The organism is Fibrobacter sp. UWS1 (genome assembly GCF_002300445.1).
GTDB lineage: Bacteria > Fibrobacterota > Fibrobacteria > Fibrobacterales > Fibrobacteraceae > Hallerella > Hallerella intestinalis.
Map to the genome: position 1 here is coordinate 2163532 of NZ_NSGW01000001.1, position 25572 is coordinate 2189103.

Consider the following 25572-nt stretch of genomic DNA (forward strand, 5'->3'; position numbering starts at 1 on the left):
AACTCCATTTTTACTTTTTTTTTCTACAATTATTAAGAGAAATAAGGAAACAATATGCGTCTTTCTGAACGATTTACAGATAACAGCGTCATTATCAATTCCCAAAGTTCCACAAAGGAACAGATTCTGAACGAGCTTGTCGATGCGCTTTGCGCTTCTTATAAATTGGAACATCGCGACGAAATTTTTGATGCCGTTTGGAAGCGCGAACAGACCCGTTCGACGGGCATCGGCTGTGGACTTGCCGTTCCGCATGCAAAAATTGACTATGTGGACAGAATGTGCATGGTGGCCGCTACGGTCGAGAAGGGAATTGATTTTGACGCCATGGACAACGAGCCCGTTCATCTGCTCATTTTAATCGTGAGCCCGGGCAATACGGTGGGACCGCACCTCAAGGCGTTGTCCTCGGTCAGTCGGATTCTTGCCAATGCGGAAGTTCGCAAGGATCTGATCGAAGCCAAGACCCAGGCGGATTTTTTGGAAATTTTTGGGCGCGCCGAAGACAAGTATCTGTAAAAAGAGCAAAGAAATTGCCCGCAAACCTTGACGTAAAATCAAGGCTTTTGTATTTTTGCGGTGCTTTGGACGATTAGCTCAGTTGGTTTAGAGCGCTGCTTTCACACGGCAGAGGTCACTGGTTCAAATCCAGTATCGTCCACTTGAAGAGATTTGGTGATGCACCAAGTCTCTTTTTTTTGAGGGTATAGGCAAAATTCCACCCGATTTGCTTGCCCTTCGACTAGTTGGAACTGGGAACTGAAAACTAATAACTAATAACCGAATTCCCCTTTTTTCATCTATATTTTTGCTATGAGCGAAATCATCGACGAATCGAAGATTCAGGAACCTCCTGTGGGAGCCCATCTGGTTTCTCCGCGGACGGCTTTTAATCACCATGGCATTTACATTGGGCGTGGGCGGGTCATCCATTATTCGGGAATGGCTCGGACGCTTTCTCGGAAGGATATTTTAAAATTGCCGGGGCTTATCCGCTACGGCTGCGTGGTAAAAACTTCCATTAAAAAATTTTGCGATGGACATGGCTTTCGGGTTGTGGAGCATCCCCGGGCTAAATTCACAGGCGAAGCGGCCGTCGAACGGGCAAAGAAGCGCCTGTACGAGCGGTCTTATTATTTATACAGCAATAATTGCGAGCATTTTGTGAATTGGTGCATTGACGACACTTTCAAAAGCCCGGCGGTAACGCGGCTCCTTATCGGTTTTGCTCTGGTCGGCTTTTTGTTGCATGCGCTTGGCATTGTCAAGCTGACCCGCAGACTGCCTTTTGGAAATCGTCTGCTGTTGAGCGGAGGTTCCGCTTTGATTGGGTCGTTCATCGTCGCGCATTTTACGCAGAGCGCGTTGCAACCTGCAGAAGGCATTCGCGGCAGGGAACGCCGGAATCGCTATTTTGGAAGAATCGGCTCTTGGATAGGATTTGCTCTTTCTCCCCTTTTTGCCGTTTTTGGAATCCGCAAAAAGTGGACGCTGTCCGAAAGCCTGTTGCCGTTTTTTCTGCCGTTGCTTTTCGGCATGACGACTTATGGCGCGTTTCGATTGAACGATACGGTAAAACGCAATGCCCTGCGAAAAAAACGGGTACGTTTGACGGAATTGGAGGCGATTCAAAAAATCGAGAACTCCGACGAAGAATAAAATGCAACGCACGAGCGCTATCGGGCATCTCAATGGCGTGAAACGTCGAATTGGGATGCTTTTTTTGTGTATGTGTTTCGGGTGCGCTTTGGCTTGGGACGCGCTTTCGTTGGAAGATTGCGTGAAAATGGTGCGGGAACGCAGCCTGGATGTGGAAAGCGCAAAGCTTTCGGAACGCGCGTCAGAAGCTTCGTTGCTGTCTTCACAGGCGTCGGGGCGTCCGACTCTTTCGGCTCATATAAACCAATCTCTTTATGATACTCCGTTTGACGGGATGTCGCAGGATCATTATCGTTTGAATGTGGGATTGTCCGGCTCTTATAAAATCTGGGATGGTGGGCAAACCAGTGCTAGCGTGGAGAGTCGGCAGTTGTTGTTAAAAGCGAGCCGATATAATACGGAGCTGGCGGTTTTGAATGTCCAGGAGCGGGTCATGAATTCTTTTGTGAACTTGCTGGCGGCAAAAGAAAGTCGGATAATTGCCGATTCCGCTTTGGTTCTTTCCGATTCGCTGGTGGCGTTGAATGAACGCTTGTTGGAAGCGGGAACAATCACTCGCAGCGATCTTGCTCTGGTGAAAAGCGATGCGGCTCAAGCCAAGGTAAAACAGATTTCTTCAGCGCAAGCAGAGCGGACCGCCTTAACGGATTTGCGTCAATTGTTGGAATTTTCTCGGACGGATTCCTTGAATTTAGAGGCTCCCCAAACGGAATACGAAAAGCCCGAGGATATGGGAGCGATTCCTTCTTTTGCGAATGTGATGGCGGAGGTCAAAAAGAATCATCCGGGTCTTACGTCCGACAGTTTGCAGGTGCAAGCGGCTAGCAAGGAAGAGGAGATTGCGCATAGCAATAATTCGATTTCGGTGACTCTCGGGGCGGAAGCGTCTTCGAGTTTTCAGGCGTGGAAGTCGGACAGGTATGCGCGTCAGGCGAAAAACGGATATACTCATAGCATTTCGCTGGGAATCAACATCCCCATTATCGATGGCGGAACGACTTCGGCAAAGGTGCTTTCTGCGCAAGTTGAAACGGAACGCGCTCGGGTGGCTCAACGGGAAACCGAAAAGTCTTTGGAAGATTCGATGGAGCAGCTTTATCTTCAAGCGGAAAATGCCGATGCAAGCTGGAACGCCGCTTTGGCGAATCTCGAAAGTGCGCAGGAATCCTATGCGGTTGCCGTGGAACAACGAAATGTGGGACTGATAACATTTACCGATTTTTTGGAGCAGAAAAATAATTTGTTAAATGCCAAAAGTACTCTCATTCAGGCGAAATACACAAGCATTCTGGCCAGAAATTTGCTGGAACTTTATATGGGAAAATTTCAATGAAAAAATGGTTGAAAATATTGGCGATACTTTGCTTTTTGGCTGTTATCGCGGCTGTAGCCTATAAGTTCTTTTATTCAGCGGCGGATTTTCGTCGCTAACGCGACTTAGGTTTGTAGTTTAACTTGCGTATAAATATACTCTAAAGGGGTCATAAAGTCAAGCCTTTTTCGAGGCCTGTTGTTCAGTTTATCCTGTATCCAGCGAACTTTCCGGGGAGAGATTCCCTTGAACGACTCCTTCTTGGGAAGATATTGGCGTATTAGACCGTTCATGTTCTCGTTGGCACCGCGCTCCCAGGAGTGGTACGGGTTCGCAAAGTAGTAATCCGCCTTCATAGCTTTCGCTATTTCTGCGTGACAGGCGAACTCCTTCCCGTTGTCCGAAGTGATTGTGAGAATCTTGACTTCGAACGTTTTCTCAAAGTCCTTCAGCGCCCTCACAAGCGTTCTCTTCAGGTCTTTCGCGTTCTTCGTCGGAAGATACCTTATCAGGCTGTAATTCGTCATCCTGTCGTTGATCGTGAGCAGGTTCGCGTCATGGTCCGCGCTGTTTATCAGGTCTATCTCGATGTCGCCTACGCGTGATTTCTCGTCCACGATTGCCGGACGTTCCTCGATGGGCACGCGGCCTACAATCTGGCCTCTCTTGTCCTTCTTCTCCCCGCGCTTACGGTATGGTTTCTTGCCGTGCCGCAAGTGCTTCTTCAGGTCCTCGTCCTTGTTCACATGCCTGTATATCGTGGCGACGCTAGGGACACCCATCCCATCGAGTTTCGCGCGTCCGTTCACCTGTTCGGGAGAGTAGTCTTCCTTGATTTTCCCGTCCACGATTTTCCAGTCGTCCTCGTCGTAGTCGTAATGCAGGTGACTTGTCGCGGCAAGGAGGTCTGCCCGTTCCTGCGACTTGACCGGGTCGTAATGCTGGCGGCCGCCGCCCCTGTTTAGTTCCCTGTAGATTGTGGATTTGTGGACCTTCAGCTGCAAGGCTATGTTTTTCGGGGGGATCTTTGCCGCATTGAGCGCTCGTATTTCGTATCTTTGTGCTTGGTTGAGACTCACCGCCATGTCCTTTTTTGGTAGAATCGGCAAGGTAGAAAAGTTTCGGCCAGGTTCCCCAGGGGCTAGCCCTAGGGAACTTTTTTTCTTCCCGATTCAACCTATATCAGTCGCATTGACGGTGAAAATTCGCGAGCCGATACCGATCGAGTTGGGGTTCTGGTCAGTGAAAAAGTCAAGCGGGTGACTATTCAAACAACGATTTCTTCGACGGGAACGTTGAGCCCGATGGACACGGTTAATATCGGTACGCAGGTGTCTGGTGACATCAGTAAAATTTATGTGGACTTTAATTCAAAAGTTAAAAAGGGGCAGGTGCTTGCTGAATTGGACCGCAGTAAATTGCAGGCGGCTTTGTATCAGGCGCAAATCGCTGCTTCCAGCGCAAAAATAGATTACGAGCACAAAATTTCTGTTTATGAACGGACAAAAAAATTGGCGGCAAATCAAAGCGCGAGTACTGTAGATTTGGAAAATGCCGAGTATGAAATGAATTCTGCCAAATTGTCGTGGCAGAATCGGGAAAGCGAAGTGCGACAAGCCAAGCTGAATTTGAGCTACTGCATCATTAAAAGTCCGATTGATGGCGTGGTCTTGGAACGTTCTGTTGATGTCGGGCAGACGGTTGCGGCTTCGATGAGTGCGCCGACCCTTTTCATTTTAGCAAAGGATTTGTCAAAAATGCGAGTCATGGCGAAAGTGGACGAGGCGGATATTGGCTCGGTGAAGCCCGGACAAAAGGTCTCCTTTTCAGTGGATGCGTTTCAAGAGGAAATTTTTCAAGGCGTTGTGGAAACGGTTCGCTTGAACCCGACGGTCACATCCAATGTGGTGACTTATTCCGTAGTGATTGTTGCAGAAAATCCGGACCTGAAATTGCTTCCCGGTATGACGGCTACCTGTACGATTGTGACGGAAGAAGTGGAGAATGCCATCAGCGTTCCCGCCTCTGCAATCAAGTTTGCGCCTGCGGAAGGAACGCCTATGCTGCACCCGCAAGGAAATCCTTCGCATTCAAAAGAAAAATTCGCGGAGATGCCTCCGTCTTCACCAATGGCAAAAGAAAATTTGGATAAGGGCATTGCTGAAAAATTTTCTCGGACAAAGGCGAACTCTGGGGAAAAACATGTGTGGATAAATATCGATGGGAAAGCGGCTTTGCGACCGGTCAAAACAGGCATTACCGACGGAGTGAATGTACAGATTTTAAAAGGGCTGGATGAAGGCGATTCTGTCATAGTCAAACAGGAATCGATTGAAGGAACTCTGCAAAAATCCGATGCAACCAGCCCGTTTATGCCGGGACCTAAAAAACGAAAGAATAAATAAGAACGGTTGTTGGCGACTTAAAAAATGCTTCGCGTTTCCATGGAAAATGGATAGGCACTAGCCGCTAATCGCTACAAGGAAAATTTCGGCATATACAGGACATTCGTCATGCAAGGAGGCCATTCTTCGTGATAATGCGTCACCATAATGAGGGTAGTTGCTTGAGAAAGGAATTGCAGCAAGTCAAAAAGGCGACTTCGAAATTCATTTTCCATCCCTTGCGTCGGTTCGTCCAAAATTAAAACTTTGGGCGGGCGAATGGCGGCGCGAGCGATGAGAATCAGTCGGCGTTCCGTGGCCGAAAGCGTTTGAAATGGACGCTCTGCATTTGGAAAACCCAGTTCTTGAAGCCATTTTTTTGCTTTGGCTTTTTCTTCCCACGATGGCGGTGAAAATAAGCCGAGCCCTGTTGTAAATCCCGTACAAAGAACTTCTTCAATACTCAGCTTTTCTCTGTATTGCGTGGCTAGTTCAGGCGAAAAAAATCCGATTTGAGCTTTGTGTTCCCAAATGTTTAATCCGTGTCCCGGCTTCTTTCCGAACAAAGTAATATCGTTGGAATACATTTGCGGATGGTCGGCGGAAAGAAGTGCCAGCAACGTACTTTTGCCCGCTCCGTTTTGCCCCATGACAACCCAGTGCTCTCCTTTTTTTACTTGCCAAGAGAGGTCTTTGATTACTTGTGTGGAGCCGTATTCAATATGTACATGATTCAAATCAAAAAGGGTTTCTCCGGAAATCTCGGGTTTGCGCAATTCCTGAATTTCATAGTGGGTCGGTTCCGGCTTGCTTTTGCTTTCTTGGGCGATTTCCGCTGGCAGCTCTCCGTCGTATTCGTGAAATTCGCCATTTTCATAGACAAATGCGGGAATTTTCGGAAGCAATTCTTCGGGACGTTGCAAGCTGACCGCCAATTTTACATCGGCTTCCGTCATTTTTAAAATCGCTTGAGCAAGGCGTTTTCTGTATTCGGGGTCCAAACCGCCAAACGGATCGTCCAGCAATATGTAATCGGGCGATTCCATCCATAGGCGCGCCAAAAGAATTCGACGCAATTCTCCATTGGAAAGGCTTAGCAGTTTTACGCGCAGAACCGTATCGGGAAGCCCGGCCATTTGCAAAGCTTCTTCTAGTTTGTCTGGATTGGTTGCTGCAAACGGTTCATCTTCAACGTAGCGATCTGTTTGCAGAAAAAATTTGGGCTTTAAAAGCAAATCGCGGACCCGCGGGGCATCGTCATCGCGAAGGCTGATGAATCGTCCTTGCCAGAACGGAGTTAATGCCCGTTGGATGCGACGTTGGATTTCTGTAGAAGAAAGCGCGACGTTCAAATGTGTTTGTGCAAATTCTCGTAAAAGATGCGATTTCCCGCTGCCCACGGAACCTATCATTTGAATTTTGGAATGCGTTTCAAATAGAGAATCCAATGTCTTGTATTGCATGGCTCAAAGATAGCTTTTTTGTATCTTTTAGTTGTTATGAGAAACTTATTGTTTTTACTTCTTTCGGTTGTCGCATTGGCGTCGGCTCGAATGACTTTGAATTACAGCACGGATCGAATTGAATCGGGAATGGCTTTTGAATTGCGTCTAGATGTTCCCATCCGTGAATTGGCTGAATCTCGGGATGTTCCGAATTTTACTCCGCAAAATGGTTTTGTCTATCGGGGAATGGATTCGACAGATACCCGTGTAGAAGATTTTTTTGGCAGGGGCTATGCCGTTCGTCGTTACAATTTTAAATTGACCGCTCCCAAAAAAACGGGAAGAGTTGTCGCTGGTATTTTAACTTGGAAAATTCAGGGTGAGGAATACGAAATTGCACGTCCGGCAATTGAAGTGCAAAGGTCTTATGATGCCGCCGCTGTTGAAGTTTCTCTTTCGCCCAGCAAGCGTTCCGTTTATGAAGGGGAGCAGCTTTCCGTAACCCTTTCCATTCACACGTTTGAACATTTCCAAGGGAATTTGGTGGCGACCAATATGGATTTGGGAAATGATTTTATCGCGCATCGTTCCGATCTTTCCGATTTAAAGCTTTCTCCGATTCCGGATGCGCCTATGGAAACTCGCGGCAGCGCGAAATTCGCTTGGCTTTCTTCGGTCAAGACGGGTAAAGTTTCGATTCCGCCTTTCAAATTCAAATACATGAAAGTCGGTGCCCCGAAAATTGTCGAAAAGAACCAGAGCCATGGCGGTTTTTCGATGAGCTTCAAAAGCGTCCAGCAAGAACCCGAAGAGGCCGAGGCGCAGACGGCTCCTCTGGAAATTTCAGTGCTTCCGTTGCCTGCGCAGAACAAGCCCGTCGATTTTTCGGGAATGGTCGGCGCTTATAATTTCAAAGCTTCGTTCGATAAGGATTCTTTGGTTTTAGGCGATGCGCTCACTCTGTCCATCCAAATTTCTGGAGACGGCAAGCCGGGAACAATTACGGATCCCGTTCTGCCGAATTTTTCGGAATTCCGTTCGGTACCGCCGGAAACGGACATCAAGAAAAAAATCAGCGGGGGAAAGGTCATTACGACAAAAAATATTCGGATTTTCCTGTATCCCAAAAAGAAGGGCGAGTTTGAAATCCCCGCGATTACATACAATTGGTTCAATCCGGCCAAACGCCGCTATGAAAGCCAGTCGGAAGGCCCCTGGAAAATCAAAGTGGAAAAGGGAAATTCTTTGGCGACGGCTGGAGAAATGGATTCGCCCATTGGCAATGCGCCGGTCGTAAAAGAAGAAATCGAATCTTTGGGTCGGGATATCCGTTACATGCATCAGATTCAATCTGTTTCTATGCAGACGCTTCCGCTGTATAAATTGATTCTGTTTTGGGTTTTGCTCGGGCTTCCTATTCCGCTGTATTTTATCTTCTGCATCCTTGTTCGATTGCATCGCAAACGGGCGGGCAATTCGGCTTTAATGCGCAAAGCGAAGGCCAACAAGAATTTGAAACGTTACGTGTCTCAGGCGAAAGCCGCATTGGAAAAGTCCGATGGCAGGGAATTTTACGCCGCTCTGGAAAATGGGCTTGTCGGGTATCTTTCGGATCTTTCCAACCGGGAATTTCGGGGAATGACCAAAGAATCCGTGAAACAAAATTTGACGGAATTGGGCGTGTCGGAAGAGAATGTGCAAAAGGTTCTCGAGTGGCAGGAAAAATGCGCTTTTGCGCGATTTGCCCCCGTGTCTGGAACCTCGGAAGAAAGAAAGGCGTCTCTTTCGGAATTTGAATCGCTGTGTGATGCTCTGGAGGTTTTAAAATGAAAAAAGTGTGTTTTCTTTTGGCGCTGATTTTGGCCTCTGCATTTGCTGACGAAAATTGCAAAACCCTTTATACGGGAGCCGCCGCTTATCAAGCGGGCGATTTTGCGTCCTCGGTGGAAGCTTGGCAAAATTGTGTAGATGGCGGGTTTCAAAACGCGGATTTGTATTACAATTTGGGAAATGCCTATTTTCGGGAAAAACGAATCGGATTTGCCATTTTGAATTATGAAAAAGCGTTGTTGTTGAATCCGACGGATGCGGACATTCAATACAACTTGAATCTCGCCAAAAGCATGACGAAAGACAAGGTGGACGATTCCTCTATCGAAGAAAATCCGATTTTGTCTTTTTTGTTTCAAACGCATCACTTTTTCACGTTACGGCAGCAGTTGATGTTCATTCTCGGATTGGTCTGGTTCATTCTCGCGCTTTGCGTGGGACGAATTTTGGTCGCCAATCCCAAAACGAAGATGGTGCTGGCGTTTGCGGTGTTGCCTGTCGCCATTTTACTTGGCATTTTAGGGTGCAGTGCCGGTTATAAAATCTATCGGGAGAATACTTATTTTCTCGGGGTTGTCGTTGCTGAATCGGCGGATATTACTAGCGGCCCAAACGATAAAGACCAGACTTTGAACATGCTTTCCGAAGGGACGGAAGTTGAAGTTCTTCAAGTGAAAGATGGCTGGGTTCATGTGCGCTTGGGAGAAAAAGTCAATGGTTTCGCTAAAATCAGTGAAATCGGAATTGTAAAATAGGGAGACTTTTAGAAGTCTTCGGTAAAAAATGGAATGAAATCGAGGATGCGTTATCCCTGATTTGTTCGTAATCGTTTCACGCAAGTTAGTGATCAGTGAATAGTGGTCAGTGATTAGCGGCGAGTGCCCTTCGACAGGCTCAGGGAGCGATTGTCGAAGTACGGTTGGTGAGCTTGCCGAACTATGGTTAGAGGGTAGTTAGGAGCATTGGAGAAATGGTTGCCTCTTACGGGTTTCTTGAAACTTGGAATCTTCGATTCCGTAGTTGATTTTTCGTATCCTTTTTTAATCGGCGTTTTATCGACTCTTTTCAAAAGGCGTCTTTTTTTGGCCATCGATTTTCTATTTTTAATGTAAAGACTATCTCTTAAAACAGCTTTGTCGAACTAATCGATGGGCGGCAGGAACGAAGAGTGGGCAATGCTGGAGGCATTGGCCACTTTGAAAGGCTGGATTTTTAGAGGTGGCCTAAAGTAGGTATTCCGTGCTTAACGAAGAACAAATTTTACAAGCTTTATCCGTTGTTCGCGATCCGGACTTGAAAAAGAATATCGTGGAACTCGGCTTTGTCCGCAATGTGAAAATTTCTGACGCAGGCGATGTCTCGCTGGATTTGCAACTGACTACTCCGGCTTGCCCGATTCGGGATCGTTTTAAAACCCAATGCGAACAGATTTTGCGGGATATTGGAGCGCGCTCTGCGGAAGTAACCCTTACTGCGAATGGGCGTGTTGTGGATTCGGCGACGGCGGCACCCAGCGACAACGCTCTTCTCAAGGATGTGAAGCGCATTGTTGGCGTGGCTAGCGGTAAAGGCGGCGTTGGAAAATCCACTGTCACCGCAAATTTGGCGATGGCTCTCAGCTTGGCGGGTGCCAAAGTGGGAATTCTGGATGCGGATATTTATGGGCCTTCGATGAGCATTATGTTTGGCGTGGATGCGCTTCCGGAAATTTTTGACGACCGAACCATTGCTCCTGTAGAAACCAAAGGCGGCATTTCATTGATTTCCATGGCGATGTTTGCGGAATCGGACAAGGCGACGATTTGGCGGGGACCCATGGCTAGCCAGATGATTCAGAATTTTTTGCATCGAGTTCGCTGGGGAGAACTGGACTATCTGCTGATAGACTTTCCGCCCGGAACAGGCGATATTCAATTGACTTTGACTCAGCAGTGTCCGCTTACTTGTGCCGTTGTCGTGACGACGCCGCAGGAAGTGGCTCTAGCGGATTGCCGGAAAGGGCTTGCCCTGTTTGACAGCGTGGGAGTCCCGTCGGCGGGCATTATTGAAAATATGAGTTACTTTATATGCGATGGCTGCGGAAAACAGCACGACATTTTCCGGTCTGGTGGCGGCGAACGCATTTCCAAGGCCCTCGGAGTTCCGATGCTGGGTAAAGTTCCGCTTGAACCTTCCGTTGCCGATTGTGGCGATTTGGGAACTCCAGTGGTTTTGCGCTACCCGAATAGCGCAAGCGGGCAAGCCTTTACAGAGATTGCGGGGAAAACCATTCAGGCGATTGCACAGTTGGAACATTCGACTGGAAAGGTCCTGCATAATTTCAACTTGCGTTGGGACGAAATCCCCTTGGAGTCGTGATGATACAGCCTTTAAAAATTTTTCGCACCCCAAATGGGGAACTCGGCATTGAATTTGATGACGAGTCCAAAGCGGTATTTCGTTTGCGGGATTTGCGTTTAGCGTGCCCGTGTGCCCTTTGCGTCGATGAAAATACCGGAGAAAAGTTGCTGGACCCGAAAACCGTTCCAGAAGATATCGGCGTTGAAAGCGTTCGTTCCATCGGGCGTTATGCGCTTGGAATCTTGTGGAATGACGGGCATCGAACGGGAATTTACCCTTATGATTTTTTAAAGCGTTTGACGAAAACGCCGTAAAAAACCATATTTGATGCGTAAAACTATTTGGCGTAGGTCGTTCCGATATGAGTGATTTTAACGAATCGTTGTATTTTCGTGATTTGAACCGGTTTCCCACATTGAAACCGGAGGAAGAAGCGACGCTTATCGCCATTATCAAGAATGGAGAGTCCGACGAAATTCGCGAACGCGCTTTGCAGCATTTGATCCGCGGGAACCTCCGTTTTGTTGTCAGCGTCGCCCGCAAGTACCAAGGGCGCGGGCTTTCTCTGCTGGATTTGATTAACGAAGGCAACCTGGGACTTTTTAAAGCGGCAAAACGCTTTGATAGCTCCAAGGATGTCAAATTTATCAGCTACGCCGTTTGGTGGATTCGACAGTCCATTCAGAAGGCTCTGTTCGAACAGGTCGGTCCAGTTCGCATTCCGCCAAATAAACTGACGATGGTGAACCGCTTCAAGCGGGCTTTGGTGCAGAACGGCGGCGACTACGAACGCACCATGGCGATGCCCGAATTCGCGGGCTCTGAACAGGACATTGTCGAAGTCATGGAAAAAATCATCGACATTTCCATCGACGCGCCCATTAACGACGACAACGCTTCGGGGGATTCTGTCAGCTCGCTCTTGGACATTCTTGGAACCGAAGGCAATCAAGAATCCGAAATGGAAAAAAAGGAGCGCAAAGCTCTTATTGAAGAAACTCTAAAGTCCTTGAGCCATCGAGAAGAAGAAATTTTACGGATGTTCTACGGGCTGGATGCCGTGGAAGATACGACTCTCAAAGATATCGGCGAAGATTTGAAATTAAGTCGCGAGCGGGTTCGGCAGATAAAGAATAAAACCCTCCGCAAATTGCAAAAGAATAAAGAAAAACGTGACCGCTTGAGCGACTTTCTGGAAGGCTGATGTTCGTTTCCAAAGCAAAAGCGCGACGGGCGGCTGTATTTTTTTTGACTCTTCTCGGCGGTGCATTCCTGGCACTTTTGGCCCATACCATCTATTTGAAAGTCGGTCCTCGGTGCGTAGAAGTGGTGACGGTTCCTTTTGGACTCCCGGGGGGAACTCGCCTTCTTTGGGGTGACACTCCGGATTCCCTTGCCGGCATGGAAATGATGCCTTTGACGACGCAACAGGAACTGCGTCGAGCCGCCGATTTGCAAAAAAGCGGAAGGTATGAAGATGCCGCAGAAGTTTATGAAGCGATTGCCCTGCAATATCCGGGAGCTTTTGTTGCCGAATGGGGAGTGGTTAATTCTCTTCTGTCGTTAAACGTGGATTCGCTGCAACCGATATGGCGTTCCCAGTTGGATGTCATGGAAAAGATTTTGCGGCGTCGCTATCCGGAATCATCGGTTTCCTTTTACATGGATGCGCGTTTGGCGGACAAGGCGAACAGTTCAAGTACCGCTTTGGAACTTGCGCGTGTGGCGACTCAAAAAGCGCCCGCCTTTGCCGAAGCTCGCCTTTTATATGCGGATTTGCTTTTTAAGTCCGGTCGGTATGCGGAAAGTGCGCAGGAGGCTCGAACGGCGATCAGCCTTTGGAAAGGGGACGATTCCCGGGCCTATTTTCGATTGGCGCAAGTTTATCACGACGAAGGGCGTTTGGACAGTTGCGAATTGATTGTGGAATATGCCCTTTCTCAATTCCCTGTGGATGTGGACTTGCTTTGCTTGCAGGGGATGTTGCAAGAATACGACGGGCATTTTGATTCCGCTGAAGCGACTTATCGTCGGGCTTTGGCCATTCGTCCGGGATATGCTTTTGCTACAGAAGCCCTGCTTTCGTTGGGGCAGAAATCGACGCCGGGTACGTCGGGAGTTTCGCTCTCTCCGCAGGAACGCGCCCAAGTTGCTTACGATATCTTGGAACCGCTAGTTCAGCAGTATCCGGAGAATTTGCCTCTTCGGGAAGCTCTTGGCAAAGCGTATTTGAAAGGTCGGGATTTTGAACGGGCCAAATTGCAATTTTTGGAAATCCAGAATCGGGATGCCGCTTACCCAGAAATCGCCATTCGAATTCAGGAAGCTTCTGCGGCGCCGTCCGTTCGCGAAACCAAAAAGAGCTTGCTGGTCGATGATCTCTCTCGGGCTATTGACAGTATGCGAACCCTTCCGATATCGGAACACTCGTTTGAGTCCAGCTTGGGCCATTATCTGGTGCGTTACGGGGCGACGGAAAAAGAATTTTTCAAAAAATATTCGGCGGCGAATTTCAAAAAAATCGGGAAAAGTGCGTGGCAGGAAAAATTTTTTGAAGCCCCCTATTTTCACCGCTATACGGCGCTTTTTGACGAAAAGGGAAAATTTTATGGTGTTCATGTTGTTGTAACGGATTCCAACGTCCTTTTAAATTCCAAGGAATCCAAAACTCCGGAAATTTACACGTCGCTTTTTCAGCACAACACCCGTCTTTCTGGCGTCGGATCGGAAACGGGAGAAACGGATTGTGACGGAACGGTGATGTCCGGGGCGATTTGGGAAACCCGGGATAATTTTGAATTGCTCGCTCGCATTGTCGGAAAACCCGAAGAAGTCCGAATGATTCGTTTGGATAAAGCGAAAATTCCCGAAGGAACCCGGCTTTGCGATTATTTAAAATATCTATCCCTGTATTGATTTGTAGTTTTTATACCATGCGCATTCGGCATTTTATATTGGTTTCTTGGGTAATTGCGGTAGCTTCGCTTTTTGAAGGCTGCACCTGCTGCGCATACTTGAATCATATTTTTAATGCGGACCGCAATTATGAAGATGCGACCAAGTTGGAAGAAGCTCGCGCGGATTCTCTTCCCGGCGATTCCGATTTGGTGGCGACCGGCGAAGCCGCCAGAAAATACGACAAGGTGATAGAAAAGGGTTCCCGTGTTTTGGAACGTTTTCCCGACAATGATCGCCAAACGGCTCGTGCGGTTTTTCTCATCGGGGAAAGCTTTCGACACAAGGGAGAATGGAGCAAAGCCGTTGCCAAATACGATGAATTTGAACGCTATTTTTCGGATCATGATTCCATGCCCAAAGTGGAATATGAACGGGCGTTTTGCCTTTACAAAAACGGCGAATACGATATAAGCCGCTTTGCGTTGCAGTCCGTTTTGGATGCGGGGGATTCCCATCCTTTTTATCAGGAAGGTTTGAATCTGCTTTCGCTTTTGGAAGAAAAAGGCGACTTTACGGAACAGGCGATTGCCGCTCTCGAAAAAATGCTCGCGGACTCGAATGGGACTCCGTATATGCGCGGGCGCGCCCATCTTCGATTGGCGTCGTTGTATTTTAAAATGGAAAATTATCCGAATGCGCGCAAGCATTATCAGGCGAAGGAAATCGTGGAGCTTCCTTTACGCGACCAGTATTCGGCGGCTTTGCATGCGGCGGAATGTTTGGCTTTGACAAAATCTTTCGCTCCGGCGGCCGATGAATACAAGGCCATGATTGCGAATAAAGATTACGAACAATATCTGCCCGATATGACTGTGCGGCGAGGGGAATTGCTGCTTTTGGCGGGAAATTGGACCGAGGGCGAAGCGGTTTTGCATCATGTGACCAGCGAATATGAAAAAACGGAATATGCGTCTCGCGGATTTTTCAACTTGGGCGATTTTTACCAGACCGAAAAACGGGAATACGAACCGGCTCTCGCTTATTACGATTCCAGCTTTCTTTCCAAACCGGTGTGCAGCTGGGGAAAAAATGCCAGAGAACGCCGGGACGCATTAAAAAAACTTTTGGCTCTTCGTGAAAAGGATTCCCTTGCGGACACTACGGACGCCGCCAAAAAAGCATTCTTCGATACGGAATTTCAAATCGCGGAATTGTTCCTTTTCAAACTTTCGGAATTGGACAGCTCGCTTGTCCGACTGGATCGCATTATCGCCGAAGCGCAGGATTCTTCCATCGTGATGCGGGCGACTTACGCCAGGGCTTTTATTTACGACGAATTCAAAGAAGACGATGAAAAAGCGGAAGAGCTTTACAAAGAAATCATCGCCAAATATCCGCATACGGATTACGCAAAACAGGCACAAATCAACTTGGGATTCAAAGTCACCGTGAAAACTCCCGAAGACATGGCTCACGAGATGTTCTTGTTTGCGGAAAGTTCCTGGGTGGCAGCGCAAGAAGTCCCGCTTGAACAAATGGAAGAGGTCGATTCGGCGTATGCGCACGCCTTGAGCGCATTTGATTCCGTATATCAGGCGTACCCGGAAACGCAAGCGGGCATTCAGTCGCTGTATATGAAAGCGATTATTTGGGAAATGTCCCCTGAAACAAAAGACAGCGCGGCTGCTGCATTTAAAATTCTACGGAAGGATTATCGCAATACGCCTTGGGGAAAAGATGCGGAACAACGGTTGCAAAACCGCTTGACCATCACCGAGGAATCGCTCGCTCGCCTGCGGAGAAGAGTGGAGCAGAACACGGAATATGTGGAAAAGCTTTCGAAGCAGTATTACGAAGGAATTGCCGAAGCCGACAACAAGAAAAAAGGTCCAGACATTAAAGTTTCCGAAGACGAAGAGCTGGAAAATTCGTACAACAGCATGTACGACTTTGAATGACGGTCTTTTGATTTTGCGTTTCTTTCTCCATATTTCGCTCCTGCCTGCAAGCAAACTTGAAATTGCGGGTCTTTTTATAGCCTTGGTCAAATTAAATCATGCGTGACGCTCCTTGTCCCAATTGTCAAACCGCAAAAATCTCGGTTCATTGGGCAAATCGCAAAAAACATTTTTGGGCATGGCACCATAAACAACGCCCAAATGCATCAATCGTTTCTCGTCTTGAGTCTGGCAACATCCGTATGTCCCGATTGAAATGATTGAATGGTGCGGAATGCCGACAAATGCGACCGCTTCCGGCAATTCTACGGTTGTAAAAGTCCTTTCGTCGCCCCATCGCACATTGGGAATCTGATATATTTTTCAGGATGGTTGGTAAAATCCTGATAATGAGCCTCGTGTTCATAGAAGTGTACGAATCGATCCCTGGCTTTCTGCCGCTTGGAAAAGGGAACAAGTCCTGAGGGTTCAATGATTTCACAATTGTCCTAAACAGTTAGAAACAATGTAAAAATTAAACAATGTAAAAATTAAAAAGTGTCGGCGATTTTTGCTAAGATTTTTATTAGCCCATACCCCCAACAAAAACACCGATATGCCTAATGCTTGCGACGATGATTTTCGCCTGTTTTGCAAGGTTGTACTCGTTGAAACCCACCGTCAAGACCTTGGAGACAATCGGGGGATCACTCCCGAACCTCGGCATAGAAGGCATTCCGTCGCGTTCGAATCTGGGCAAAAGTCCTCGTGCGCGGAAAAGAAACGGACATGCGCTTCCTTACAAACTCTTTCACGCGGGCCGCATCTACGATCGTGCAGCTGTACAAGGCTCGCTGGGAAGTGGAGAACTTCTTCAAGTCGTTGAAACAGAACTAGAGATCGAGTCTTTTATGGGAACCACCCGGAACGCCGTGGAGATACAGGTCTACGTTTCCATAATATCGATGCTCCTTCTGAGGGAACTCAAGGATGTTTCGGACAGCAACCGCAGGGAATCGAAACTCATTCCGCTCGGCTTTTCCTGTTTCGTTACGGCCCTTAGGCCGAACCTGTTCCGCTCAATCCCGCTTGACATCTAGCTTCAGAAGCCGTTCGCCCTAGCGGCGTCAATGCCTATGATTTTGGGATTTTCAAAAAATTGCCGTATTCATATCGAAATTGGCAGTTTTGTTTGTTTCAAATTTTATTTAGGACAGATGTGTTTGCCATTACTTTTTCCCCTTGTTCAAAATGCTTAAAATCTTGCTAATATCGCTATCCGGTATAGAATTCAATTTTCGTGCAAAAGCAATAGTCAGATCTCTTTGGTTGGCGTGTAAGTTGTGCGTTTTTCATTTTTGATGATAATTGACCGCGTGAGTCCATCAAAACAGGCCTTTTTTATGCTAAATTAGTATGGACATAGCCCTTTGTTGCAAAACTTTGGGCAATCGGTTTTAGAGTTTTTGCTCTTATTCTCGTACAGGAAAATCTGGTAAATTTTTCAATGGCATACGAGGAATAAGGCGAACGCTCACGTCCCTATTGGGGCGTGGGATGTTCGTGCTTGTCGTATGTCGGTTTACCAGAGCCTCCTGTGCGCAAGTCGGATGATTCCACGCCTTTTTTTGTGGGCTAAGCGAAGGATTCTTCTTGTTGAGGGTAAGGGTTAAAACGGAAAGTTTAACCTTTTTGCACATGAGGCCCCCATGCCCTCGCTCTCCTGGATTGGCAAAGACGCCGTTTTGAACCACCATCTGGATGTTCCCTACCGGGTTCTGGAAAAGAAATACGATTTTGGCGACGGCGAGCCGGGCAACAAAATTATCCACGGCGACAACCTGGAAGCGCTCAAGTCGCTCCTCCCCGAATACGAAGGCCGCATCAAGTGCATCTACATCGATCCGCCGTATAACACCGGCAACGAGAACTGGGTCTATAACGACAACGTGAATTCCCCCAAGGTGCGAAAGTGGCTTGGCGAAGTGGTGGGCAAAGAAAGCGAGGATTTGACCCGGCACGACAAGTGGCTTTGCATGATGTATCCGCGGCTCAAGTTGTTGCAAAAACTGCTGGCCAACGACGGGGCGATTTTCATCAGCATCGACGACAACGAGCAGGCGAACCTGAAACTGATTTGCGACGAGATTTTCGGGGCGGGGAATTTTGTGGGACAAATTATTTGGTTCAAAAAAAGAAAAGGGTCTTTTCTTTCTAAAAAATTAGTATCACTTACCGAATATGTACTGTGTTATACCAAAGCTCAAGATATAGCACTTTTTGGAGGAAATCCTGATAATTCAGAATCTCAGCCAATTGTAAAAAGAACGAATACAAGAAAAACATTGACTATTCCAGCGAACATTGTCAAAACTAAATTGAAAGATGGAATATATAAAGCAGGCGTATATGGAAAAGGTTCTTCCTCTTCAAATTTATTAGATGATGTTATCGTTAGAAATAATCTTATAACAAACGAATTTCAAATCGAAGCTCCTTTTACTTGGACGCAAAAAATGTTTGACGATGAATTAGAGAATGGAACAGAAATTCTAATAAATACGCTTAACTTTCAAATACGTGTAATTAGAAAAAATAATTCTTCAACAAAAGCACTGCCATCATTCATTGATGGAAGAGAATGTAGAGCAACCAATGAAGATGCGTATGAATTGCTGAGAAACATATTTAAGCAAGAAAGAGTTTTTGATTTTTCTAAACCTCATGAATTAGTTAAAAGATTTGTTGATGCAACAACGCATTTTGACAAATCCTCCATCATCCTCGATTCTTTCGCAGGCTCTGGCACCACGGCCCACGCCGTACTGAACTTGAACAAACAGGATGGCGGGAGTCGCAAGTTTATCCTCGTCGAAATGGAAGATTACGCCGAAACCATTACTGCTGAACGCGTCCGCCGCGTAATTGGTGGTTACGGCGAAGGCAAGAACGCTGTTGAAGGCACCGGCGGTTCATTCGCTTATTATGAACTGGGCCCAGAACTTTTGAAGGACGGCTTTATCAACGAGGATGTTTCCGAACAGACTATCCGCGAATACCTTTATTACACGGAAACGAACCACGCATTGCCGCAAAGCAACAATGGGCATCCGGCGCATCTAGGGAACTTCGAAGGTGTCGCCTATTATTTCCTTTACAACAAGGACGAAACGACGACGCTTGATGCGACTTTTCTTGCGTCAATTTCGGAGAAGGCCGACCGCTATGTAATCTATGCGGACAACTGCATCATGCCGCAGAAATTCCTTTTTGACCACGACATCACCTTCAAGAAAATCCCGCGTGATATCCGGAGGTTCTAATGATTCTAAAGCCCGAACAAGTCGGAATGGGAACCGGTGTCCACCAAGGTCAAGGTGAGTATTCCGTTGTTTTTACGGTAGCACAGCAGCCAATCGGGACGAATGTGCAGCTCTCGAGTTCCAGAAAAACTCCCGGACAATTCATGGTCGCGAAATTTCTCGTCGAGCGGAATATCGTTACGAAGTTTTTCGACAACATCCTTAAGCTCTTGTATTGGAAGGCCTCTCTTCTTGCAACGTTTATAGGATTTCTTGAAACGGTTCGTCCAGATAACTTCGTAAATCATTTATCCAAATCCGCCCACATCTCATCCATGTTCGTATATCGCTTAGTCTTTGGGCTTGCTTCCAAAGCTTTGGCCTCTTCGATGGCCTCCGTCAACTCGTTTGAGTATCTGGGGTATTCCACCTTGAAGGGCAGACCGCGATGCAATACCAACTGCCGCAAGAAAAGTGAAACGGCCTGCGACATGGAAAGGCCTAGACCATTGAGCAATGCTGTTGCCTGTTTGTTCAACTCGGAATCGATTCGGAAATTTTTTGCTACGGTACTCATATTACCAAATGTAAATTATTTGCTTTACAAACGCAAGCGTTTGATTGTAGAAAGTTGTGGTTTAACACTGTTTGGTTACATTTTTTATTCCTCAGCGACAATATTATGATTCTCAAGCAATACCAGAAAGACATCATCGAAGATTTGACCCGCTATCTGGAAATTCTCCAAAAGACAAAGAACATTTCGGAGAGTTTCAATGAATTTTGGCGCTTGCATCCGAAAACTCCGCTCACTCCGTTCCCCGGCGAAATCGTGGAACCCTACAAGAACAATGTTGCAGGCGTTCCTCATGTGTGCCTGAAGGTGCCGACCGCGGGTGGAAAGACGTTCATTGCCGCCAATGCGCTCCGACCGATTTTCTCGATATTTCCGCAAGACCACGCCAAAACAGTGGTATGGCTTGTTCCTTCCAATTCCATATTGGAACAGACCATTCGAAATTTTTCGAATCCGGAGCATCCTTATCGAGAACAGCTGAACGCTGATTTCGGGAATCGCGTGGAAGTCTATGACAAGATATCCCTTTTGCAGGGCGCGGGTTTCAACGCATCGTCCGTAAAAGAGAATTTGTCCCTTTGCATTTTGAGTTTCGATAGCTTGCGGAGCCGGAACAAGGATAACCGCAACGCATACAAGGAAAATGGCAACTTGCTTTCTTTTGCGGAATCGGGTGACGAAGAAATTTCCTTGATGAAGGTTTTCCAACACCTGAATCCCGTGATTGTTGTCGATGAAAGCCATAACGCGGAAAGCGATTTGAGCGTCGATATGCTTAAACAGCTAAATCCGAGCTTTATCTTGGATTTGACCGCAACACCGCGAAAGAACAGCAACATTATCAGTTTTACCAGCGCTTTTGAACTTAAAAAGGAAAGCATGGTCAAGTTGCCGGTGATTGTGTATAACCACCAGAGCAAAGACGAAGTGGTGAATTCTGCTTTGGAACTGCGGGCGAGGCTGGAACACGCCGCTATGGATGCTCAAAACCAAGGCGGCGCGCCGATTCGCCCTATAGTCCTTTTTCAGGCTGAACCCAAGACAAAAGAGGACAATGCCACATTTGACAAAATCAAAGCGATGCTACTGGAAAAGGGAATCAAGGAACATGAGATAAAGATTAAAACTGCCGACAGGAATGAGCTTTCGGGAACGGATTTGATGTCTCCCGATTGCGATGTCCGCTACATCATTACGGTGAATGCTTTGAAGGAAGGCTGGGATTGTCCTTACGCCTATATCTTAGCCTCCCTTGCCGACAAAAATTCCGCTGTCGATGTGGAACAGATTCTCGGGCGAGTTCTGCGCCTCCCTTATACGCGCAAAAATCCGAATCTCATGCTGAATATGAGTTATGTGCTTACGGCGTCCAACAAGTTTTTGGATACCGTCCAAAATGTGGTGGAAGGTTTGAACCGCGCAGGTTTCAGCGGCAAGGATTATCGAATTTCTGAAAATCAAGTTGTAGATAATAATGTGCCTACTCAATCATCTGTTGATTTGTTATCGCCTATTTCGCCGAGTATGCCAGCTTCTGCGGCAAATGATGGAAGCGCTCAAACTGGATTTACTTGGAATCCAAGTACCGCCAATTCGGGTGAGACGAATGCTGTCAATTCGGAAACGCCAAGTATTGCTGTGCAAGACATTGAACGAATGGCCCGTCAAGAAAACGCAACGATGGAAAAACAAATTCAGGAAAGCAAGGCCTCTGGAATTTCCCCTACACCTGCCGATTTGGAGAAACAAGTGAAAATTGCCCGCATCAAGGATTGCTTTGCCGAAAGCGCAAACAAAATACGCTTACCGCAATTCTATATGGATTTAGAAGGCGTTGAAAATGATTTGTTCGGCCTTTGCGAATTGCCTTTTGAAAAAGATATGCTTCTGGAAAAATTTCCACTTCGGACATGCGATACGTCTGTGTGTTTCGATAATGCGGATGCGGAAATATACAAGGTCGATTTAGACGAAAACTCCCAAGACAACACGCCTTCCTTTTGCAAAGTGGGTAAGGCTGCTCAATCTAGCCTTATCAAATGGATTCAGAGCATTGGGGATGTTGAAAGTAAACGGAAGCGTTGTGCCGAAATGCTTGTAGGACTCGTAGGGAGGATGTATCCCATTCCGGATCAAGAAATCAGGTTGTACATCGAACGGGTCTTGGAATCTTTTGATGATGCGGACTTCAATCAAATGCTGAATTATTCTATTCCTTATAGCAACAAAATCAAGGATGCCATTCAGCGACATGCCTGTGCTTATGTAGAAAACGAGTTCTGTCGTGAGCTCAATTCGGATAAAATCATTTTGAAACCCGCATATACGTTTGTTCCTCAAAAGGCGTATTCGACAAAGGGCAAGAGCATCGCTAAAAGTTTGTACGAACCCGAAGAAGATTTCAACGATTTCGAAGCGGAAGTCATTAACGATATTGCCAATTTGGATAATGTGGAATTTTGGACGCGTAACAAGGAACGTTCCGAATTTTGTATCAACGGCTTTATAAACCATTATCCCGATTTTATCATCAAAACGAAAAAGGGAAAAATAGTCTTGCTCGAAACCAAGGGCGACCATTTGGATGCCGCTAGTAAAATCAAATTGGGGAACCTTTGGCAAAATAAGGCCGGAAACGATTATCGTTACTGTTTAGTGTATAGGGCTCGCCGCACCGAAGGGGCTTATACCAAGGAAGAGTTCTTGAATCAAATGCGAAATTGGTAGAGATGTTTTAAAAACGCCTCGCACTAAAGATTCTAATTCCCAATTTTTTGCCTCTTCTGCGTTGCTTCCCGGGGAAAATTCTGAAGGGAAGAGAAAAAAATAAGACCTTGACCTGTTTTTTGACATCTTCTGACAAAACAGGTATTTATATTGCTAATATGAACACTGCACAAAACAACACTATGTATAGAAATCAGAGATGGAATTTTTGCGGCTTTGACGCATTCCGAAATAGAATCATTTCCCAGCTCGCTTTGCATGGAACGGAACTCTCCGACGATGAAACGGACGTTTTGCTAGACTTTTACCGACAGGGCGAAAGCGAAACCTATGTTTTAGCGGCTTTGGGGTATTGAATTACGGGCTTTATGCGCCCTTGCTGCGGTTTAGACGCCGTAGCGCCGGGCTTGCAGTATGGCTTAAGGCTTTTGCAACAATGGCAACCGTTCAGCAACCCTGAATCAAAATTCTAAAGTAGGTTGGTTTGCCGTTTATCGCCAAATCTCGCTCGTCATCACCTTTGCGGAATTTGATGATTTTGAATTGGTCAGGATTGAATTTGTGTAAGAACGTAATAGGAACGCCCATAATTCCTTTATAATCCATGGGGATATCTTGGGTCTTATTTACATTGATTGCGTTGCAATTATCAAAACGGGGATAAGCGGTTTCGTTTCCGTGGTATTCCTTGGTTAGAGGAATGAATTCATGCCTTTGTGCGTTGTCAAGATTCGTGAGCCACATACAATTATTCGGAGAGACAATTCTTTCTCCAGACTCATTTATCTTGGTTTCCAAACCATAAAGTTCGTAATGCTTGGGTACTATAAATCCCGAAATGCCTCTTCCCATATTTACGCCCATCCAAATTTTATTTTCCTTGATGAGGGCGAAAACTTCTTTGTATGTAATGGCGTTAATGTTGCTTATTATCAGAAATTTCTTTTTGTATTTATCCAGCTGTGAAATGTATTCTCTGAACAATGAAAAAGGTGGATTCGTGACAACGATATCTGCTTTTTTCAGTAATTCAATGCTTTCTTTACTGCGGAAATCTCCATCACCTTTGAAAAAGGATACGTCCTTTAATGTCGGGAGCTTTTTTTCTTTCCCGGAATATTCATAGTAAAATGCAGACTCCGTCTTAGAAAATAAGCCTAAATCATTCTTTTTGTGACATGCGCAAATCAACTTTTTTAAGCTAAGTTGTTCAAAATGTTCTACAAAATATTTGTAGAAATTGCTGATTCTTGCGTCATCACAATTACAAAAAACAGTTTTGTTCTTGAAATGATTCTGGTAATGTTGCAACTCTCTTTCGATATCCGAAAGTTGTGTGTAAAATTCATCCTTTTTGTTGGCCTTGGCGTTATCCAAAAGGGAATGATCTACCTTGCGAACCATACGGATTTTCCTCATTGCGATTTTGTCAGTTGTTTAAACAAATCTCGTCCGAGCATTTGCAAGGATGTTTTAGCAACATCCATCATTACCTTAATCATATCCTTTATGCTCCACCGCCTTCCGTCGCCTTGGGTAAAAAGAGAGGCCGCATGAAGCATTACACTGGCATCGTCAATTTGGACAATCTTGTTTTTACATAGATTCTTGTTTATCGGCATTCCGTAGTTTGCTGCTGTTAATCGGTCGATTCTATTGATAGCACCTGAATTACATGCAAGAGAAACCTTTCTGCCATCGGGTCTTTCTACTACAACATCTTTTGTCAAAAAATTGGAACCTTCCAAGAAAAGAACATAAGGGAAATAGGATTCCTTTAGCATGAAGTTTGCAATTTCCGAAATATTTTTGTGGGCACGCTCGATTGCGTTCCCGGCATTCATAATGTCTTGATCGTTCTTGGTACCAACCAACTTTCCTTGCTTGATATTTTCGATGTCCTTCCCTTGGCGTTTGGCTTCAGAAACTAAAACAATACGCCAATTGCCGTTGTCATCTTTAACTTCAATTATTCCGCCATCAGGTTTAATACTAGAATCTTCAACAAAAAGAGTCTGTCCTAATTCCGGGTCAATTTGACTCAAAGATTCATTTATTTCTTTCTTTGAAACACTCTTCCTATATCTAAATACCAGTTGAGGGTAATCTTTTTCTAAGAGCTCTTTGGCAAGAACGGAAAGATCCGACACGTCCATATCGTGATACTTTGCCTAGTCCCCAAAAATGCCTTTCGCACCCTTAGATTCCTTATGCTGGTTTGTCAAGCGCCTTGATGGATTCTTTTTTGCCATAGATTTGCTTGTTTTTCATAAATATACATTTTATTTTTGATGTCAAAATGACAAAAACGAACGTTTGCTATCATTGAAGGCGCATAAAAGTGCGTATTCAAGGGCAAATTAAGGAGGTGTATGATGCCGGGACAATCGCCATTTCTGGGGAACTGCCCTCCCCCCAAAAAAATGCCTTCGGGATGTATCTAAATGTTTCCAGGAAACGCATTTGTCATGAATGACTTTTCCTCTTTTCCCAAGGAATAGCTGGTTGCTCTTTGCTTCTCTAGGTATTATATTGAAATACATGAAGTCTAGATTATTTCAAAAATCCATTCAAATTTTTGCATTATTGTCGGCAAGTGCATTTTGGGTCTGTTGCAGCGACGACAATTCTAGCAATGCCAGCGACAACAATTATGTGGAATCCAGTTCTAGCGATTCTACGGGCATTGTGATTCCTGAATCCAGCTCCAGTGATGCAGAAATTGAAGTCCCTGAATCCTCGTCCAGCACCTCTTCTGCTGAAGACACGCTGTGGAATCAGGCAAAGCTGACTTGGTATGAATCCTATCCCGATCCTGACAGCGAAGAATGCATTGAATACAATGGCTGCACTTGGGCGGGCTGGTTTGCCGGACTTGAAGACCAGCAGACGGAAGAATGGGTCAGCGAGCACAATATTATTGCCGTGCACGAAAAAGACTGGGATACTTACAAGTTGAAAACTTTCCGTCTTCGCCGAAACGGTTATACAATCGATGCCGTCGTTTATGATATGTGCTCGGACGATGACTGCGATGGTTGTTGCACCAAAAATGCGGGCACGGTCGGCTTTTTAATTGATATTGAAAAATATACCCGGGCAAGATTCAACAATTACGGGTCTGGATCTGTTGAATGGACCTGTCTCGACTGCGATTAGCA

23 protein-coding genes, 1 tRNA gene and 2 pseudogenes are annotated in these 25572 nt (G+C 46.1%); 18 read left to right on the top strand and 8 right to left on the bottom strand.

Translation table 11 applies throughout. From position 1 onward, the window contains the following. The first annotated feature begins 54 nt into the window (after positions 1 to 54). From BGX14_RS09520 to BGX14_RS09535, 4 genes are all read left to right on the top strand, one after another. A complete protein-coding gene (locus tag BGX14_RS09520) occupies positions 55 to 519 on the top strand; it encodes a PTS sugar transporter subunit IIA (RefSeq protein WP_073304157.1) in 465 nt (154 codons plus the stop codon). Positions 520 to 586: 67 nt separating this feature from the next. After that, positions 587 to 661 (top strand) — tRNA-Val (locus BGX14_RS09525). 152 nt (positions 662 to 813) lie between these two features. Beyond that, a complete protein-coding gene (locus BGX14_RS09530) occupies positions 814 to 1659 on the top strand; it encodes a lecithin retinol acyltransferase family protein (RefSeq protein ID WP_078777280.1) in 846 nt (281 codons plus the stop codon). A 70-nt stretch (positions 1660 to 1729) separates the two neighbouring features. Beyond that, complete coding sequence (locus tag BGX14_RS09535) at positions 1730 to 2992, top strand: TolC family protein (RefSeq protein WP_158223286.1); 1263 nt, start codon at positions 1730 to 1732, stop codon at positions 2990 to 2992. Positions 2993 to 3096: 104 nt separating this feature from the next. Here the strand turns inward: BGX14_RS09535 and BGX14_RS09540 are convergent, their stop codons facing one another. Continuing rightward, positions 3097 to 4056 carry an IS30 family transposase gene (locus BGX14_RS09540; RefSeq protein ID WP_095878741.1) on the bottom strand — a complete coding sequence of 320 codons (960 nt, stop codon included), beginning with the start codon at positions 4054 to 4056 and terminating at the stop codon, positions 3097 to 3099. 150 nt (positions 4057 to 4206) lie between these two features. Here BGX14_RS09540 and BGX14_RS09550 point away from each other — a divergent pair, with 150 nt between their 5' ends. Continuing rightward, positions 4207 to 5376, top strand: coding sequence for an efflux RND transporter periplasmic adaptor subunit (locus BGX14_RS09550; protein ID WP_255404512.1), 1170 nt, complete (start codon positions 4207 to 4209; stop codon positions 5374 to 5376). A gap of 71 nt (positions 5377 to 5447) precedes the next feature. Here the strand turns inward: BGX14_RS09550 and BGX14_RS09555 are convergent, their stop codons facing one another. Continuing rightward, a complete protein-coding gene (locus BGX14_RS09555) occupies positions 5448 to 6818 on the bottom strand; it encodes an ATP-binding cassette domain-containing protein (RefSeq protein WP_073304149.1) in 1371 nt (456 codons plus the stop codon). A gap of 36 nt (positions 6819 to 6854) precedes the next feature. On the opposite strand from BGX14_RS09555, the gene BGX14_RS09560 reads away from it, so the two are divergent. From BGX14_RS09560 to BGX14_RS09590, 7 genes are all read left to right on the top strand, one after another. Beyond that, on the top strand, positions 6855 to 8630 hold the full coding sequence (locus tag BGX14_RS09560) for a BatD family protein (protein WP_095879712.1): 1776 nt from the start codon (positions 6855 to 6857) through the stop codon (positions 8628 to 8630). Then, positions 8627 to 9385, top strand: coding sequence for a tetratricopeptide repeat protein (locus BGX14_RS09565; RefSeq protein WP_073304145.1), 759 nt, complete (start codon positions 8627 to 8629; stop codon positions 9383 to 9385). The genes BGX14_RS09560 and BGX14_RS09565 overlap by 4 nt, the downstream gene beginning before the upstream one ends. Before the next feature lie 484 nt (positions 9386 to 9869). Next, positions 9870 to 10988, top strand: coding sequence for an Mrp/NBP35 family ATP-binding protein (locus BGX14_RS09570; protein WP_073304143.1), 1119 nt, complete (start codon positions 9870 to 9872; stop codon positions 10986 to 10988). Further along, positions 10988 to 11284 (top strand): DUF971 domain-containing protein, encoded by a 297-nt coding sequence (locus BGX14_RS09575; RefSeq protein ID WP_073304141.1) that lies wholly within the window; start codon positions 10988 to 10990, stop codon positions 11282 to 11284. The genes BGX14_RS09570 and BGX14_RS09575 overlap by 1 nt, the downstream gene beginning before the upstream one ends. 47 nt (positions 11285 to 11331) lie before the next feature. Further along, on the top strand, positions 11332 to 12174 hold the full coding sequence (locus BGX14_RS09580) for an RNA polymerase sigma factor RpoD/SigA (RefSeq protein WP_073304139.1): 843 nt from the start codon (positions 11332 to 11334) through the stop codon (positions 12172 to 12174). Then, positions 12174 to 13886, top strand: a complete 1713-nt coding sequence (locus BGX14_RS09585) for a tetratricopeptide repeat protein (protein ID WP_095879713.1) — start codon at positions 12174 to 12176, stop codon at positions 13884 to 13886. The genes BGX14_RS09580 and BGX14_RS09585 overlap by 1 nt, the downstream gene beginning before the upstream one ends. Before the next feature lie 17 nt (positions 13887 to 13903). Continuing rightward, a complete protein-coding gene (locus BGX14_RS09590) occupies positions 13904 to 15826 on the top strand; it encodes a tetratricopeptide repeat protein (protein ID WP_073304135.1) in 1923 nt (640 codons plus the stop codon). A 96-nt stretch (positions 15827 to 15922) separates the two neighbouring features. Here the strand turns inward: BGX14_RS09590 and BGX14_RS09595 are convergent. Both BGX14_RS09595 and BGX14_RS16515 read right to left on the bottom strand, forming a co-directional pair. Next, a pseudogene (locus tag BGX14_RS09595) lies at positions 15923 to 16302 on the bottom strand (DUF4417 domain-containing protein). A gap of 89 nt (positions 16303 to 16391) precedes the next feature. Continuing rightward, complete coding sequence (locus BGX14_RS16515; RefSeq protein ID WP_158223287.1) at positions 16392 to 16565, bottom strand: hypothetical protein; 174 nt, start codon at positions 16563 to 16565, stop codon at positions 16392 to 16394. 29 nt (positions 16566 to 16594) lie between these two features. Here BGX14_RS16515 and BGX14_RS16520 point away from each other — a divergent pair, with 29 nt between their 5' ends. From BGX14_RS16520 to BGX14_RS09615, 3 genes are all read left to right on the top strand, one after another. Beyond that, positions 16595 to 16702 (top strand): transposase, encoded by a 108-nt coding sequence (locus BGX14_RS16520; protein ID WP_143159375.1) that lies wholly within the window; start codon positions 16595 to 16597, stop codon positions 16700 to 16702. A 14-nt stretch (positions 16703 to 16716) separates the two neighbouring features. Beyond that, the gene (locus BGX14_RS16525) at positions 16717 to 16905 is read left to right on the top strand and encodes a hypothetical protein (RefSeq protein WP_073304131.1); all 189 of its coding nucleotides are present in this window, start codon (positions 16717 to 16719) and stop codon (positions 16903 to 16905) included. A 609-nt stretch (positions 16906 to 17514) separates the two neighbouring features. Then, positions 17515 to 19128, top strand: coding sequence for a site-specific DNA-methyltransferase (locus BGX14_RS09615; protein WP_095879714.1), 1614 nt, complete (start codon positions 17515 to 17517; stop codon positions 19126 to 19128). A gap of 5 nt (positions 19129 to 19133) precedes the next feature. Here the strand turns inward: BGX14_RS09615 and BGX14_RS09620 are convergent, their stop codons facing one another. Both BGX14_RS09620 and BGX14_RS09625 read right to left on the bottom strand, forming a co-directional pair. Further along, complete coding sequence (locus tag BGX14_RS09620) at positions 19134 to 19412, bottom strand: type II toxin-antitoxin system YafQ family toxin (protein ID WP_369833020.1); 279 nt, start codon at positions 19410 to 19412, stop codon at positions 19134 to 19136. After that, on the bottom strand, positions 19412 to 19684 hold the full coding sequence (locus BGX14_RS09625) for a type II toxin-antitoxin system RelB/DinJ family antitoxin (RefSeq protein ID WP_095879716.1): 273 nt from the start codon (positions 19682 to 19684) through the stop codon (positions 19412 to 19414). The genes BGX14_RS09620 and BGX14_RS09625 overlap by 1 nt, the downstream gene beginning before the upstream one ends. A gap of 105 nt (positions 19685 to 19789) precedes the next feature. On the opposite strand from BGX14_RS09625, the gene BGX14_RS09630 reads away from it, so the two are divergent. Together BGX14_RS09630 and BGX14_RS15305 are read left to right on the top strand one after the other, a co-directional pair. Beyond that, positions 19790 to 22411, top strand: a complete 2622-nt coding sequence (locus BGX14_RS09630) for a DEAD/DEAH box helicase (protein ID WP_095879717.1) — start codon at positions 19790 to 19792, stop codon at positions 22409 to 22411. Between the two features lie 158 nt (positions 22412 to 22569). Beyond that, the gene (locus tag BGX14_RS15305) at positions 22570 to 22767 is read left to right on the top strand and encodes a hypothetical protein (RefSeq protein WP_143394211.1); all 198 of its coding nucleotides are present in this window, start codon (positions 22570 to 22572) and stop codon (positions 22765 to 22767) included. A gap of 91 nt (positions 22768 to 22858) precedes the next feature. Here BGX14_RS15305 and BGX14_RS09640 read toward each other — a convergent pair whose 3' ends face one another. Next, positions 22859 to 23815, bottom strand: a complete 957-nt coding sequence (locus tag BGX14_RS09640) for an adenine-specific methyltransferase EcoRI family protein (RefSeq protein WP_095879816.1) — start codon at positions 23813 to 23815, stop codon at positions 22859 to 22861. A gap of 11 nt (positions 23816 to 23826) precedes the next feature. Further along, a pseudogene (locus BGX14_RS09645) lies at positions 23827 to 24663 on the bottom strand (EcoRI family type II restriction endonuclease). A 289-nt stretch (positions 24664 to 24952) separates the two neighbouring features. Here BGX14_RS09645 and BGX14_RS09650 point away from each other — a divergent pair. Then, positions 24953 to 25570, top strand: coding sequence for a hypothetical protein (locus BGX14_RS09650; RefSeq protein WP_095879719.1), 618 nt, complete (start codon positions 24953 to 24955; stop codon positions 25568 to 25570). Positions 25571 to 25572: the final 2 nt, after the last annotated feature.

Excerpts from the sequence above, each read along its gene's own strand:
- BGX14_RS09520 (WP_073304157.1), top strand. The coding sequence starts at position 55 with ATGCGTCTTTCTGAACGATTTACAGATAACAGCGTCATTATCAATTCC.
- BGX14_RS09530 (WP_078777280.1), top strand. The coding sequence starts at position 814 with ATGAGCGAAATCATCGACGAATCGAAGATTCAGGAACCTCCTGTGGGA.
- BGX14_RS09535 (WP_158223286.1), top strand. The coding sequence starts at position 1,730 with ATGTGTTTCGGGTGCGCTTTGGCTTGGGACGCGCTTTCGTTGGAAGAT.
- BGX14_RS09540 (WP_095878741.1), bottom strand. The coding sequence starts at position 4,056 with ATGGCGGTGAGTCTCAACCAAGCACAAAGATACGAAATACGAGCGCTC.
- BGX14_RS09555 (WP_073304149.1), bottom strand. The coding sequence starts at position 6,818 with ATGCAATACAAGACATTGGATTCTCTATTTGAAACGCATTCCAAAATT.
- BGX14_RS09560 (WP_095879712.1), top strand. The coding sequence starts at position 6,855 with ATGAGAAACTTATTGTTTTTACTTCTTTCGGTTGTCGCATTGGCGTCG.
- BGX14_RS09565 (WP_073304145.1), top strand. The coding sequence starts at position 8,627 with ATGAAAAAAGTGTGTTTTCTTTTGGCGCTGATTTTGGCCTCTGCATTT.
- BGX14_RS09575 (WP_073304141.1), top strand. The coding sequence starts at position 10,988 with ATGATACAGCCTTTAAAAATTTTTCGCACCCCAAATGGGGAACTCGGC.
- BGX14_RS09580 (WP_073304139.1), top strand. The coding sequence starts at position 11,332 with ATGAGTGATTTTAACGAATCGTTGTATTTTCGTGATTTGAACCGGTTT.
- BGX14_RS09585 (WP_095879713.1), top strand. The coding sequence starts at position 12,174 with ATGTTCGTTTCCAAAGCAAAAGCGCGACGGGCGGCTGTATTTTTTTTG.
- BGX14_RS09590 (WP_073304135.1), top strand. The coding sequence starts at position 13,904 with ATGCGCATTCGGCATTTTATATTGGTTTCTTGGGTAATTGCGGTAGCT.
- BGX14_RS16520 (WP_143159375.1), top strand. The coding sequence starts at position 16,595 with ATGCGCTTCCTTACAAACTCTTTCACGCGGGCCGCATCTACGATCGTG.
- BGX14_RS16525 (WP_073304131.1), top strand. The coding sequence starts at position 16,717 with ATGGGAACCACCCGGAACGCCGTGGAGATACAGGTCTACGTTTCCATA.
- BGX14_RS09615 (WP_095879714.1), top strand. The coding sequence starts at position 17,515 with ATGCCCTCGCTCTCCTGGATTGGCAAAGACGCCGTTTTGAACCACCAT.
- BGX14_RS09625 (WP_095879716.1), bottom strand. The coding sequence starts at position 19,684 with ATGAGTACCGTAGCAAAAAATTTCCGAATCGATTCCGAGTTGAACAAA.
- BGX14_RS09630 (WP_095879717.1), top strand. The coding sequence starts at position 19,790 with ATGATTCTCAAGCAATACCAGAAAGACATCATCGAAGATTTGACCCGC.
- BGX14_RS15305 (WP_143394211.1), top strand. The coding sequence starts at position 22,570 with ATGAACACTGCACAAAACAACACTATGTATAGAAATCAGAGATGGAAT.
- BGX14_RS09640 (WP_095879816.1), bottom strand. The coding sequence starts at position 23,815 with ATGGTTCGCAAGGTAGATCATTCCCTTTTGGATAACGCCAAGGCCAAC.
- BGX14_RS09650 (WP_095879719.1), top strand. The coding sequence starts at position 24,953 with ATGAAGTCTAGATTATTTCAAAAATCCATTCAAATTTTTGCATTATTG.